The sequence below is a fragment of the Comamonas sp. B-9 genome (assembly GCF_000410635.1).
Classification (GTDB): Bacteria; Pseudomonadota; Gammaproteobacteria; order Burkholderiales; family Burkholderiaceae_C; genus Comamonas.
The window spans coordinates 15,287-28,253 of the sequence record NZ_KE148585.1; the positions used below are offsets into that span (position 1 = coordinate 15,287).

The following is a 12,967-nucleotide window of genomic DNA, read 5'->3' on the forward strand; positions in this document are numbered from 1 at the left end:
GTCATAAAGCAATCCTTGACAGTGAAAGGGGGGTGGTGCGCAGCAGGGCCTTGCGCTGCTGCAGCAAATGGTTGCGCATAGTCTGCTCGGCGGCATCGGCGTCGCCCGTCAGCATCACGGCATAGATATCGAGGTGTTCCTGCAAGCTGGCCTGCAGGCGGCCGGGCGCACGCAGCTGGTGCAGCCGTGCCAGGCGCAGAATGCGGCGCAGATCGGCAATGGCCTGGGCCAGCCAGCGGTTGTCGGCCAGGGTGATGAAGGCCTCATGGATCTGGTGGTTCATGCGGTAGTAGGCCGCGATGTCACCCGCCTCGGCGTAGTGGGTCAGCTGCTCGTGCATCACATCGAGCACGGCGCGGTCAGCGCTGCTGAGTTTCTTGGTGGCCTCGTAGGCGGCGCGCCCCTCCAAGAGCGCAATGACCGGAAAGATATCGTCCAGATCGCGCTCGGTCACGGTCTCGACAAAGCAGCCGCGCCGGGGTTCATGGCGCAGCAGGCCTTCGGAGACCAGCAGCTTGAGGGCTTCGCGCAGCGGCGTGCGTGAGACGGACAGCTGGTCGCACAGTGCCTTTTCATCCAGCAGTTCGCCTGCGGCGAGGGTGCCGGCAAAGATCAGGTCACGCACCTGGATCGCCACCGTGTCGTGCAAAGGCTGTCCGGCAACCGCCATCCGCTCACTCCTTTGGGAAAAATTCGCTCTGCACCGCCCGCCCCAGACTCCCACTTTGTCATTGGAATTAGCTTTGGCTTTGTCTCTTGCTCAGAGACCGGTCCAGCAGTGCAATGCTGTAATTATGAGAAATTACAGCGCATTTTGTCCCCCGTGTTAACACCCGGTTCATACTCCGCGACCACTGTTACCGGTGCAAACGCTTACCTTCATCGCCATGGAGGCTACAAAAAAAGCAGGCGCCGGTTCCACCAGGCCTGCTTGCGTCGTCGGTAGGGGCCACAGCCCCCTCCTGTTGCAAATGACTTCGCGCGCTCAGTCCTTGCCGTAAGGGTCAAAGTCAAAGTACTTGTCGGCAATCTGCTTGTAGCGGCCGTCCGCGCGGATGGCGGCAATCGCATCGTTGAGCGACTTCTTCAGCTCGGGCTGGCCCTTGCGCATCGCAATGCTGGCGCCTTCGCCAAAGATCTTCTTGTCCACCAAGGTGTCGCTGACAAACTCAAAGTTCTGGCCCTCGGGCTTTTTCAAAAAGCCGTAGGCGATCTCGACGCTGTCGGCGACCGAGCCGTCCAGGCGGCCGGAATTGATGTCCAGGTAGACCGGGTCACGGCCGGGGTAGGAGACCACATCGGCGCCTGCGGGCTTGAGGTAGGTCAGCGCCCACTTCTCCTGGATGCTGGCCTTGAGCACGCCGATCTTCTTGCCCTTGAGCGATTCGGGGCCGGTGTACTTGAAGCCTTTGGGCATCACGATGCGGGCACCGGTGTGGTAGTACTTGTTCGTGAAGTCCACGACACGCGCGCGGTCCTCGTTCTTGGCCATCGAGCTGATGATCACGTCGTATTTCTTGGCCTGCAGACCGGGGATCATGCCGTCCCAGACCTGCTCGACAAACACGCATTTGCGTTGGATCTGGGCGCACAGCGCGTTGGCGATGTCGACGTCGAAACCGGCGGGCTGGCCCGTGGGCAGCTTGTAGGTAAAGGGCTCGTAGCTCAGGTCTACGGCGACTTTCAGATCGGGCAAGGCCTGCTGCGCAGACACCGCTGCACTGCCCAGCACGCACACACCGGCCACCAGGCCCAGCACCCATTTTTTGGTCATATCGTCTTCTCTCCGCTCAGGCAAAAAACAAAGCCGCTGTGCCAGAGAGTTCCGGCACAGCGGCTGGTCAGTATAGCCCTATAAATCCAGGGGATACGCGGTTCAGGCCGTCGTCAACACCGGCTGCTTGCGGCCCCGGCTCCAGAGGTAAATCCCCAGCAGCACCATCGGCAGGCTGAGCCACTGGCCCATGCTCAGGTTCAGCGACAGCAGGCCCAAAAAGTCATCGGGCTCGCGGAAATACTCGGCAATGAAGCGCAGCAGGCCGTAGCCAATCAGGAACACGCCAGCCACCTGGCCCTCGCCACGCGGCTTGCGCGAGTACAGCCACATGATGACGAACAGCAGCACGCCTTCGAGCAGGAACTGGTAGATCTGCGAGGGGTGGCGCGGCAGCATCGAGCCGCTTTGCGGAAACACCATGCCCCAGGGCAGATCGGGGCTGGAAAAGCGCCCCCAGAGCTCGCCATTGATGAAGTTGCCCACGCGGCCCGAGGCCAGGCCCAGCGGAATACAAGGCGCGACAAAGTCGGCCACCTGCAGCCAGGGCCGGCCCTTGAGCTTGGCAAACAGCACCATGGACACAATCACGCCCACCAGGCCGCCATGGAAGCTCATGCCGCCCTGCCAGACCGCCAGGATCTCCAGCGGGTTGCTGAGGTAGTAACCGGGTTTGTAGAACAGGCAGTAGCCCAGGCGGCCACCGACGATGACGCCCAGCACGCCATAGAACAGAATGTCCTCGACATCCTTGCGCAGCCAGCGCGTGGGCGTGGTGACCGAGGCAAAGGGCTGGTCCTTGAGGCGGCGTATGCCCAGGAACAAAAACAGGCCAAAGGCGACCAGATAGGTCAGTCCATACCAGTGCACAGCCAGCGGGCCGAGCTTGATGGCAATCGGGTCAAATTGGGGATACATCAGCATGGCAGGCATTGTGCCGCAGTTCACGGCGGGCAGCGCCATCCCCGGTGGGGCCACAGGACTTACCCGCGCCCATGCGCATTCAATTACACAATCGATATCAAGCAATCGCCCTCAAATTTACGTCAAATTAACCAAATAACCGATACAAAACATTCAAAATGACCAAACAATAAAGGCGTTTGCAATCAATATGACAGCGATTGCCGCTGGGCACGCTATACTGCCTGCGGCGGCGGCAGTCCAGCCCCCGCTAGAATCTTCCATCCAGCTTTCATTCCACGCTATGACTTCCACCAGTGTTCCATTGACCGGTAGTATTGTTGCCCTGATCACCCCCCTGCTTGCCGATGGCAGCGTGGACTATGCAAGCCTGCGAAAACTGATTGACTGGCATATCGCCGAAGGCACCAACTGCATCGGCGTGGTGGGCACCACGGGCGAGTCGCCCACGGTCACCGTCGAAGAGCACATGGAGATCATCCGTGTCTCGGTCGAGCAGGCCAACAAGCGTGTTCCCATCATGGCCGGCTGTGGCGCCAACTCCACCCACGAAGCCATCACGCTGGCCAAGTACGCCAAGAGCGTGGGCGCGGACAGCCAGCTGCAGGTCGTGCCCTACTACAACAAGCCGACCCAGGAAGGCCAGTTCCAGCACTTCAAGGCGATTGCCGAAGCGGTGGGCGACCTGCCCATCTTCCTCTACAACGTACCGGGCCGCAGCGTGGCCGACATGCAGCACGACACCGTGCTGCGCCTGGCCGAAGTGCCCGGCATCGTCGGCATCAAGGAAGCCACCGGCAACATCGAGCGCGCCCAGTGGCTGATCAAGGATGCGCCAGCCGGCTTTGGCATCTACTCGGGTGATGACCCCACCGCCGTGGCCCTGATGCTGTGCGGCGGACACGGCAATGTCAGCGTCACGGCCAACGTCGCGCCACGCCTGATGAGCCAGCTATGCCAGGCGGCAATTGCCAAGGATGTTGGTCGGGCTATGGAAATTCAGAATAAACTGCTGCCGCTGCATAAAGCCCTCTTCTTGGAGGCCAACCCCATTCCGGTAAAGTGGGCGGCCAACAAGATGGGCCTGTGTGGCCCGACCCTGCGCCTGCCGATGACCGAGCTTTCCGCCGGTCTGCATGGCACGGTGGAAGCTGCAATGCGCGGAGCCTCCTTGCTCTAAAGCAACATCTGCGCGTTGCCTCTGTTAAGGATTTGAACGTGAATTCCCTCGCAAAACTCAGCGTGCTGAGCCTGTCTGTCACTTTGGCCGCTTGCGGTACCGGCAATATTCTCGAAGGCGACAAGATCGACTACAAGAGCGCCTCCAAAGGGCCAACGCTGGAAGTCCCCCCGGACCTGACCCAGCTGTCCAAGGACTCGCGCTATGTCGTGCCTGGCGGCACGGTCTCGGCTGCGGCCTACCAGGTGCAAAAGGATGCGGCCCCCAAGGGCACGGCCAACACCGCCGCGTCGCAGATTGGCGATGTGCAAATCGAGCGCGATGGCAACCAGCGCTGGCTGGTCATCGATCGCCCCGCCGACAAGGTCTGGGAGCCGGTCAAGGACTTCTGGCAGGAAAGCGGCTTTGCGCTGACCATCGAGCGCCCCGACATCGGCATCATGGAAACCGACTGGGCCGAGAACCGCGCCAAGCTGCCGCAGGATTTCATCCGCCGCTCCATTGGCAAGGTGTTTGACTCGATCTACTCGACCGGTGAGCAGGACAAGTTCCGCACCCGCATTGAGCGCCGCCCCGATGGCAAGACCGAAATCTATGTCAGCCACCGCGGCATGGAAGAGGTTTACTCCAACAAGGAAAAGGACAGCACCATCTGGCAGCCGCGCAAGGCCGATCCAGAGCTGGAAACCGAATTCCTGCGCCGCATCATGGTCAAGCTGGGCGTGAGCGAAGAGCAGTCCAAGGCGATTGCGGCTGCGCCACTGGCCCCTGTGAGCACCTCCAAGATCGCGTCCGCTGCCGATGGCTCGCCCGTGCTGCAGGTCAGCGATCCATTTGACCGCACCTGGCGCCGTGTGGGCCTGGCGCTGGACCGCACCGGTTTCACCGTCGAGGACCGCGACCGCAGCCAAGGCGTGTACTTTGTGCGCTACATCGACCCGACCGATCTGAACAAGAAGCCTGACGGTTTCTTTGCCAAGATCTTCAACCGCAACCCGGATGCACCGGACCCGATCAAGTACCGCATCCAGGTCAAGAGCGAGGCCAACACCAGCAATGTCACCGTGCTCAACGAGAGCGGCAAGGCCGACACCTCGGCGAACGCCCAGCGCATTCTGAAGGTGTTGGCAGACGACATGAAGTGATGCACTGCCCGGCCTAAACTGGGGCCGTGTACCGCAACACCCCCGAAGCCACTGCGCAGCCGCAGTGGCTTTTTTCATGGGCGCGGGCTATGGAATGGACTGTGGGCAGCCAAGGACATTGACTTCAGAGCCATGCCAGCGGCTGCTCGCAATTCACCCCGCGCGCACCATCAAAAAAGCCCGTGCAAAGCACGGGCTCGTTCAGGCAAGTCTGCAACGCAGGCCCGGCATCCACCAGGCCAGCGGCTCAGCGCTTACTTGCTCACCGATTCCTTGGCAGCGGTAGCGGCGTTGGCGGCAGCGTCAGCAGCCGACTTGGCAGCATCAGCGGCAGCAGCGCCTGCGTCCTTGGCGGCTTCAGCAGCGTTGTGGGCAGCGTCCTTGGTCGCATCGACGGCATTGCCAGCAGCTTCCTTGGTAGCGTCAGCAGCCTTCGAAGCAGCAGCGCTGGCATCGGCAGCAGCGTCCTTGGCAGCATCAGCAGCAGCGTTGGCGGCGTCCTTGGCAGCTTCAACAGCAGGTGCGGGTGCAGGTGCTGGCGCTTCCACGGGCGCAGGTGCTGGTGCGGGCACAGCAGCTTCTTCCTTCTTGCCGCAAGCAGCCAGAGCAACAGCAGCCATCAACGATGCGATAACAAGGGATTTCTTCATTTGGATATTCCTAACGACGGTGGATTTTTGTGGAACGGGCCAGGGCAAACAGAACGCCCGGGCCAAGAGTGCGTAGCACAAAGTAATTAACGCCTCAGCGTCTGAAATGAATTATAGGGATTACCCGGTCTGGCTGACTATGCCAGGCGTATGTCTTTCGTTGCCGCGCAGCAACGAAAGACACGCTTGTCAACAATGGCCTACAAACCCAGCACCGTCGCGGCAAAGTCCGGCGTGCTGGCCGAGCGCACCCACTCCTGCAGGCGCTCACCCAAGGGCACGATGGCGCTGCGCTCGGCACTGGCCACGCCCACGCAGCGCGCCACATCCAGGCGTTGCACGGCCCATTGGGGCGACCACAGCGCGCTGGGGATCTGCGCCTCATCGCGGCTGAGCAGCCGGCGGCACTGCAGGCGGTGGTCCCAGGTCCTGCGCCATTGCACCCAGCGCGGGTGGCGCTGCACCAGGCGGTCAAAGCGGTGGGCTAGTACCGTCATCTGCCCGCCCTGGCGCGCCCAGTGGTGCAGCAGCTCCACCGCATCGGCGCTGCCCCAGGGCCAGTCGGCAAAATCCAGGTCGGCGACGATGACCTGGCGCCAGCCCTGTGCCGCAGCCTGCTGCAGAAAATGCAGCACCTGCGCATCGAACGCAGCCCGGCCCTCAAAACGGCCGCTCAGGCCATCGGCGGGCTGCCATGCAGCGGGCGCGGGGCTGGCGCTGGCCATCACTGCGGCACCGCGTGGGCCCAGCCGTCCTCGCACCACTGCGACAGCAGCTGCAAGGCATCGTCGCTGGCGCCGCTGATATCGCGCCGGTCCAGGTGGCGGCCATCGGCCAGCTTCTTCATCAGGCTGAAGTCGCGGCCGGCAGCGCGGTAGCTCTCGCCATTGATGAAGACATGGTGCTCGTCGTACACCATGCGGGTCTTGCGGTCCAGCGCCACGGCTTCGAGCATGGCGGGCGAATCCTCGGGCTCGAACCAGACATTGGCCTTGGGCTCGGTCAGCGCCTCGCCCAGCGCACGGGCCAGCGCCAGGGGCTCGGCCAGGCGCTTTTCGATGGCGGCACGGGCAAAGTCCAGCATCGCAGGCGGTATCGCGCCGGGCGCCTTCACCGCCGCCTGCTTGGGGTCCTGGTAGATCGGCGAGCCGGCCTTGGCGTTGACCTCGTCCATCTCGTCGCTCTCGGACATGCGCATCAGCAGTTCGCCGGCCAGCTCCTGCTGCGCCGGGGAGCGGAAACCGATCGAGTAGGTCATGCACTCGCCTTCGGCCACGCCGTCATGCGCATAGCGCGGCGGCAGGTAGAGCATGTCGCCGGGCTCGAGCACATACTCCTCTTGCGCTTCGAACTCGGCCAGGATCTTGAGCGGAATGCCGTCCTTCAGCGCCAGGTTCTTTTGCTTGCCGATGCGCCAGCGGCGCTTGCCATGGGCCTGCAGCAGGAACACGTCATAGCTGTCGAAATGCGGGCCCACGCCGCCGCCATCGCTGGCGTAACTCACCATCAGGTCATCGAGGCGCGCGGCCGGCACAAAGGCAAAGCGCTGCAGCAGCGCATGGGCGGCATCGCTGTGCAGATCCAGGCCCTGCAGCAGCAAGGTCCATTCCGGCGTCTTGAGCGAGGGGATGGCACGGCGGCTGAAGGGCCCGTGCTTGACCGTCCAGGCACCCGCCTTGTGCTGGATCAGGCGCGACTCCACGCCCTCTTCGCCGGCCAGCGCAAACAGCTCGCTGCGTGGCAGCGGCAGCTGCAGGTCTTTCCAGTCGCTGACGGCGCCGCGCACCAGCAGTGGTTTTTTCTGCCAGTAACGGCGCATGAACTGGGCCGGGGAGATGCCCCCCAGCAGAGGCAGTGCTTGTTCGATTTGCATGGCTTTCTCGGTAATCCTCTGGGCGCCCGGGCCCAAACTGCGACAATTGTCCTATGGAAATCATTGATCAATGCGTGGTCGCACTGACCTGGACGCTGAAAGACACTTTGGGCGAGACCCTGGATGTGCTCGACGAGCCCGTGGAATTCCTGGTCGGAGGCCAGGATCTGCTGGCGCGCGTGGAGCAGGCGCTGCAAGGCCATACCGTCGGTAGCCGCGTGCAGCTGCACCTGGAGCCCGAAGACGCCTTTGGCGATTACGACGAAGAAAAGGTCTTTTTGGAATCGCGCGCGCTGTTCCCGGCTGATCTGGAAGAAGGCATGACCATCGAAGGCCATGCCTTGCCCCAGGGTACCAACCCCGATGCGCCGCGCGACATGATCTACACCGTCACCGAGCTCTACCCCGAGCATGTGGTGCTGGACGGCAACCACCCGCTGGCCGGCATCGCCATTCGCCTGGACATCCAGGTGGCTGCCGTGCGCGAGGCGACCGAAGAAGAGATCGGCACGGGCACCTGCGGCACCGGCTTCTTCCGCGTGCAACCCCAGGCGCCAGGCAACAACCTGCTGCACTAAGCACGGCGCTGGCGGCATCTGCGACCAGGCGGCCAGCAAAACAACCCAAACCAAGGCCATCCATCCGCGATGGCCTTTTTATTGCATCTTTATTTCTGTCTTGACAGAAATAAATGAATCTCTAGAATCTAACCCATGCAAATGACCGACATCCAACAACAATTTGTGCTGCACTGGGGCGAGATGGGATCGCTGTGGGGCGTCAACCGCACGGTCTCGCAAATCCATGCGCTGCTGTTTGTGCTGGGCAAGCCGCTCAATGCCGAGCAACTGAGCGAGACCTTGAATGTGGCGCGCTCCAATGTCAGCAACAGCTTGAAGGAGCTGCAATCCTGGCAGCTGGTGCGGGTGACGCACGTGCTGGGCGACCGGCGCGACTATTTCGAGACCAGCGTCGATGTCTGGGAGTTGCTGCGCACCATCGTGCGGGAGCGCAAGGAGCGCGAGTTCGATCCCACCACCCGCCTGCTGCAGTCCTTGGTCAACAGCCCCGACTTTGCCCGCGAAAGCCCCGATGGCCAGGACCGCATCCTGGCGACCCTGGAGCTGATGCAAAAGCTGGGCGCCTGGAGCGACGAGATGCTACGCCTCTCGCCCGCCACCCTGGACAAGATCCTGACCCTGGGCGCGACCGTGCAGCGTTTTGTGCGCGGCAGTGCTGCGGCGCAGGAGCCCGAGGCGCTGAGCAAGCCCTGAGAACCCCATGGCCGTGCCCTGCAAGGAGAGCGGCCTTTTTTTGGCACCATTATTTCTGTTTTGACAGAAACATCGAAAGGAATGCATATGCTGAGCCGTGATACCGCCGACACCCGCTTCCCGCTGACCATCTACTACGACGCCAGCTGCCGCATGTGCAATGCCGAGATGCGCCATCTGATGCTGCGCAACCAGGCGGGCAAGCTCATCTTTATTGACGCCAGCAGCGCCGACCTGAGTGAGGCCCCGGCCGACAAGGCCGCGCTGATGCAGGCCATCCATGGCGTGGGCGCCGATGGCCAGATCTACATCGGGGTCGATTGCCTGACCCGCGCCTACCTGGGTGTGGGCTGGGCCTGGGTGCCCCGGCTGGCCGGGCTGCCGCTGGTGGCCGATGCGCTCGACAAGCTCTACCCGCTGCTCGCGCGCAACCGCTACCGCCTGCCACTGGCACCGATGGCCTGGGTGCTGGAGCAAGGCTTGCAATGCACCGTGCGGCGCCAGGCCCGGCAGGCTGCTGCACGCAGTGCGGCCTGTGCACGCGGCAGCGATGCCTGCGATATCGATCGGCCGCGCTAAACGCGCTGCAACCCTCAACGCCCTTGGCCACCAGGAGAGACCATGCACAGCCCCAACACCCCCCAGCCCACCGTCCTGCTCTGCGGCGGCCAGGGCTTTATCGGCCAGGCGCTGGCGCGCCAGCTGCGTGCCCAGGGCCTGCGCGTCATAGCAGCAAGCAGGCGCTCGCAGCCGCCGCTGCAGTTTGGCAAGATGCAACAGCCTGCCGATTGGCTGCCCCATCTGCAAGGCGTGGACCTGGTCATCAACGCCGTGGGCAGCCTGCGCGACCAGCCGGGGCCCGAGGGTGCCAGCCTGGAGGCCCTGCACCAGACCAGCCCGCAAGCGCTGTTCGAGGCCTGTGCCCAGGCAGGGGTGCGGCGCGTGATGCAGCTCTCGGCCCTGGGGGTGGAGGGCAACGACACCGACTACGCCCGCACCAAGCGTGCTGCCGATGCCCATTTGCTGGCCCTGACCGCGCAGGGCCAGCTCGATGGCATTGTCGTGCGGCCCAGCATCGTCATCGGCGCGCAAGGCGCCAGCACCCAGCTGTTCATGCGCCTGGCGCTGCTGCCGGTGCTGGTGCTGCCAGCGGTGATGCAGCAGCGCCTGATGCAGCCCGTCGCCGTTGATGAACTGGCCGAGGTGATGCTACGGTTGCTGCAGTCCCCCACCACCGGCATCGTGCCCCTGGGCGGGCCCCAGCGCCTCAGCATGGCGCAGATGATTGCCAGCCTGCGCCAGCAAGCGGGCCGCAGCCAGCCGCTGCAGCTGCGCCTGCCCGGCTGGGCCACCCAGGCCAGTGCACGGCTGGGCGATGCGGTGCCCAGCAGCCCCTGGTGCAGCGCCTCCTTGCAGCTGGCATCGCTGGACAACTGCTGCGACCCGGCGCCAATGGCCCAGTGGCTCGGGGGGGCGCCCACAGATCCGGCGCAGATGCTGGCCCTGATCCGCAACCCGGCAGCCACCCCATCGCCCGAAAGCCGCGCATGACCACCCCGCCGCGCGCTCAGCCCATGCACCCGCCCTTGCAGCTGTTGCGCCTGAGCCTGGTCGCCGTCTGGCTGTGGACGGCCGCAGCCAGCTGGCTGCAGTGGCAGGGGGACAGCACTGCGCTCTTGGTAGCGGGCGGCATTGCTGATCCTCGCCTGCAAGCCTGGCTGATAGGCGGCGGCGCTGCGCTGGATCTGCTGCTGGGTCTGTGGCTGCTGTGCCGGCCCGGGCGCAGGGCCTATGCCGCATCGTTGGCAGCGATGCTGGCGATGACCCTGGCCGCCACCGCGCTGCTGCCCAGTCTGTGGTTGCACCCGCTGGGCCCCTTGTCCAAGAACCTGCCGATTGCTGCCGCGCTCTGGCTGCTGTGGCAAAGCAGCCCCCGCGACGGACGGAGTGAATGATGAACACCTATTTGCTGCTCAAAACCCTGCATATTCTGTCGAGCGTACTGATGGTCGGCACCGGCTTTGGCTCGGCGTTCTATATGTTCTTTGCCAACCGCAGCGGCAATGTGGCGGCCCAGGCCGTGGTCAGCCGGCTGGTGGTGCGGGCCGATTGGTGGTTCACGACGCCGGCGGTCATCATCCAGCCGATCAGCGGCTGGGCGCTGATGGTGATGGCCGGCTGGCCCTGGCACACGCCCTGGCTGCTCTTGTCGATGGCACTGTATGTGCTGGCGGGCCTGTGCTGGCTGCCGGTGGTGGCCATGCAAATTCGCATGGCCCACATGGCCGCCCAGGCCGATGCCCAGGGCCTGCCGCTGCCCGACGCCTACCGGCGCCTGGCCGGGCGCTGGGAAGCGCTGGGCTACCCGGCCTTTGTGGCGATGCTGGGCGTGTATTACCTGATGGTCAACAAGCCCACGCTCTGGGGTTGAGTCACTAACACAGCCCTTGATACGTCGTTACCTGGCCGGCCGCACCCTGCCTTGTCGTACTGTTGTACTGCCTGCGGCAGGGCGCCTAGTCGGGGACGCCTAGTCGGGGACGCCTAGTCTCAACCGCAAACCTGCGGTTTGCTGGGCCGTGTTAGCGCCTCAATATACTTACAGCCCCAACGCGCGCAGATCAACACGGCCATCCCGCATCGGCGGGCACCAGTAGTAGGCGTTGGTAACGGGGTTGGACATCTGGAACAGGCCGTCCGCAATGCCGTCTTCCTCGCCCGCCATGCGGCGCATCTGCGCTTCAAAGGCGTCATAGCTGCGGCCAAAACCGGCAAAGATGGCGCCCACGGCGTCGCTGCCATCGGGTTGCACCTTCCACCAGGGCATATTGCGTCGCAGGATAAAGGCTTCGGGCTCGAAACTCTCCTGCGCAGTGCGCTTGACGTGGGCCGACTCGGGCGCGTCGTCCAGCTCCTCGTTGTCGCTCAGGCGCCGGCCAATCATGTGGTCCTTTTGCAGCGCACTCATGCGGGCAAAGGCGTCCATGTCATGCAGCCACTGCTGCACGGCAAAGTAGCTGCCGCCATCCAGCCCCGGGCCCATGCCATCGGCAATGGCGGCGTGCACGGCGTCGTCGTCCTTGGGGTTTTCGGTGCCGTCTTCGTAGCCGGTCAGATCGCGCACCGCATCCTTGCCGTTCCAGCCGTGGCGGAAGCAATCGACCACCTTCTCGCGGCTGAAGGCCGGCGCCAGCAGCGCAGCGGCCTCGCGCGACAGACGCAGCAGATCGCCCTGGTCATTGCCGCGCAGCCACAGGCACAGCGCATGGGGCGTCAGCGCCAGCGGGCCTTGGGGCCCGGTGATGGCCGGGAAATTGCGCAAGCCTGGCACCTGCACACCCAGCAAATCGGCCACCGGCTGGCCGATGCAGACGACGGCCTGCTCGCCATCGGCCCATTGCTGCAGGCGCGCCAGCGCGGCGCGCACGGCCGGGGCGTCGCCCGAGATGTTCCAGAGTTGGTAGCGGCTGGCAGCGGGCAGCGCCAGCAGGATTCCGGGTTGGTTCAAGGCAGTCATCGTATGGGGGACGCGCAGCTGTGCCGCTGCGTCTTCGCTGTTGGATTGCAATCGGCTATTGTCGCGCAGCTGTCCTACAAACTCCGCGCTTGGCCGTTTGCATTGCCCAATCACCCCCATAGCTGTTGCGCTTTAACTGCAGCTTGGCAGAATCTGTGCGATCAATGTCATTGCTGCCACATCGCGCTGCATGCACACTGTGTGCATGTCTCCATCCCGCACCACCGCCGCCCACAGCGCCCAGCCCGGCCACCGCGTCATCTGCATCGCCTACCCGCGCGCGATGAGCCTGGACATCACCGGGCCCATGCAGGTGTTTGCCACCGCCAACGATGTGCGCCAGCGCCAGGGCCAGCCCGCCTTCTACCAGCTGGTCTTTGCCGGGCTGGAGGCGGGGCCGGTAACCCTGTCCTGCGGTTTGCAGACCATCGCCACCCAGGGCCTGGGCCAGCTGCGCCCGGGCGCCAACAGCACCGTGCTGGTGCCGGGGGGCGATGGCGTGGTCGATGTGCAGCACCACAGCGGCCTGCGCCAATGGCTGCAGCGCACGGCGCCCCAGGTGCAGCGCCTGGGCTCGGTCTGCTCGGGTGCGCTGATCCTGGCGCGCGCCGGCCTGCTCGATGGCCTGCC

15 protein-coding genes and 1 pseudogene are annotated in these 12,967 nt (G+C 64.1%); 9 read left to right on the top strand and 7 right to left on the bottom strand.

The window, feature by feature from the left end:
• Window position 1 precedes the first annotated feature (1 nt).
• From H928_RS0113960 to lgt, 3 genes are all read right to left on the bottom strand, one after another.
• Window positions 2–670 carry a GntR family transcriptional regulator gene (locus tag H928_RS0113960; protein ID WP_021027073.1) on the bottom strand — a complete coding sequence of 223 codons (669 nt, stop codon included), beginning with the start codon at window positions 668–670 and terminating at the stop codon, window positions 2–4.
• Window positions 671–985: 315 nt separating this feature from the next.
• Window positions 986–1,774, bottom strand: coding sequence for a transporter substrate-binding domain-containing protein (locus H928_RS0113965; RefSeq protein WP_021027074.1), 789 nt, complete (start codon window positions 1,772–1,774; stop codon window positions 986–988).
• A 102-nt stretch (window positions 1,775–1,876) separates the two neighbouring features.
• The gene (lgt, locus tag H928_RS0113970) at window positions 1,877–2,707 is read right to left on the bottom strand and encodes a prolipoprotein diacylglyceryl transferase (protein ID WP_027010942.1); all 831 of its coding nucleotides are present in this window, start codon (window positions 2,705–2,707) and stop codon (window positions 1,877–1,879) included.
• A gap of 274 nt (window positions 2,708–2,981) precedes the next feature.
• On the opposite strand from lgt, the gene dapA reads away from it, so the two are divergent.
• Window positions 2,982–3,878 (top strand): 4-hydroxy-tetrahydrodipicolinate synthase, encoded by an 897-nt coding sequence (gene dapA, locus H928_RS0113975; protein WP_021027076.1) that lies wholly within the window; start codon window positions 2,982–2,984, stop codon window positions 3,876–3,878.
• A gap of 38 nt (window positions 3,879–3,916) precedes the next feature.
• Complete coding sequence (gene bamC / locus H928_RS0113980) at window positions 3,917–5,023, top strand: outer membrane protein assembly factor BamC (protein WP_027010943.1); 1,107 nt, start codon at window positions 3,917–3,919, stop codon at window positions 5,021–5,023.
• Between the two features lie 436 nt (window positions 5,024–5,459).
• Here the strand turns inward: bamC and H928_RS34060 are convergent.
• The 3 genes and pseudogenes from H928_RS34060 to H928_RS0113995 all read right to left on the bottom strand — a co-directional run.
• A pseudogene (locus tag H928_RS34060) lies at window positions 5,460–5,673 on the bottom strand (hypothetical protein); the annotation flags it as partial.
• A gap of 200 nt (window positions 5,674–5,873) precedes the next feature.
• Window positions 5,874–6,398 (bottom strand): hypothetical protein, encoded by a 525-nt coding sequence (locus H928_RS0113990; protein WP_021027079.1) that lies wholly within the window; start codon window positions 6,396–6,398, stop codon window positions 5,874–5,876.
• Window positions 6,398–7,546 carry a cupin domain-containing protein gene (locus tag H928_RS0113995; RefSeq protein ID WP_021027080.1) on the bottom strand — a complete coding sequence of 383 codons (1,149 nt, stop codon included), beginning with the start codon at window positions 7,544–7,546 and terminating at the stop codon, window positions 6,398–6,400. Before H928_RS0113995 ends, H928_RS0113990 begins: the two co-directional genes overlap by 1 nt.
• Window positions 7,547–7,599: 53 nt before the next feature.
• Here H928_RS0113995 and H928_RS0114000 point away from each other — a divergent pair, with 53 nt between their 5' ends.
• From H928_RS0114000 to H928_RS0114025, 6 genes are all read left to right on the top strand, one after another.
• The gene (locus H928_RS0114000) at window positions 7,600–8,124 is read left to right on the top strand and encodes a peptidylprolyl isomerase (protein WP_021027081.1); all 525 of its coding nucleotides are present in this window, start codon (window positions 7,600–7,602) and stop codon (window positions 8,122–8,124) included.
• Between the two features lie 135 nt (window positions 8,125–8,259).
• Window positions 8,260–8,820 carry a GbsR/MarR family transcriptional regulator gene (locus H928_RS0114005; RefSeq protein WP_021027082.1) on the top strand — a complete coding sequence of 187 codons (561 nt, stop codon included), beginning with the start codon at window positions 8,260–8,262 and terminating at the stop codon, window positions 8,818–8,820.
• An 87-nt stretch (window positions 8,821–8,907) separates the two neighbouring features.
• On the top strand, window positions 8,908–9,399 hold the full coding sequence (locus H928_RS27780) for a thiol-disulfide oxidoreductase DCC family protein (RefSeq protein WP_043340161.1): 492 nt from the start codon (window positions 8,908–8,910) through the stop codon (window positions 9,397–9,399).
• A gap of 42 nt (window positions 9,400–9,441) precedes the next feature.
• Window positions 9,442–10,371: an NAD-dependent epimerase/dehydratase family protein gene (locus H928_RS27785; protein ID WP_021027084.1), complete on the top strand. Its 930-nt coding sequence runs from the start codon at window positions 9,442–9,444 to the stop codon at window positions 10,369–10,371.
• Entirely contained in the window at window positions 10,368–10,775 is a 408-nt protein-coding gene (locus H928_RS0114020; protein ID WP_043340150.1) for a DoxX-like family protein, read from the top strand. Before H928_RS27785 ends, H928_RS0114020 begins: the two co-directional genes overlap by 4 nt.
• Window positions 10,775–11,251, top strand: coding sequence for a DUF2269 domain-containing protein (locus H928_RS0114025; protein WP_021027086.1), 477 nt, complete (start codon window positions 10,775–10,777; stop codon window positions 11,249–11,251). Before H928_RS0114020 ends, H928_RS0114025 begins: the two co-directional genes overlap by 1 nt.
• A 168-nt stretch (window positions 11,252–11,419) precedes the next feature.
• On the opposite strand, the gene H928_RS0114030 is transcribed toward H928_RS0114025, so the two are convergent.
• The gene (locus H928_RS0114030; RefSeq protein ID WP_027010944.1) at window positions 11,420–12,337 is read right to left on the bottom strand and encodes a Dyp-type peroxidase; all 918 of its coding nucleotides are present in this window, start codon (window positions 12,335–12,337) and stop codon (window positions 11,420–11,422) included.
• A gap of 205 nt (window positions 12,338–12,542) precedes the next feature.
• Between H928_RS0114030 and H928_RS0114035 the strand changes: the two genes are divergently transcribed.
• A partial coding sequence (locus H928_RS0114035) for a DJ-1/PfpI family protein (RefSeq protein WP_021027088.1) occupies window positions 12,543–12,967 on the top strand: 425 nt, incomplete at its 3' end.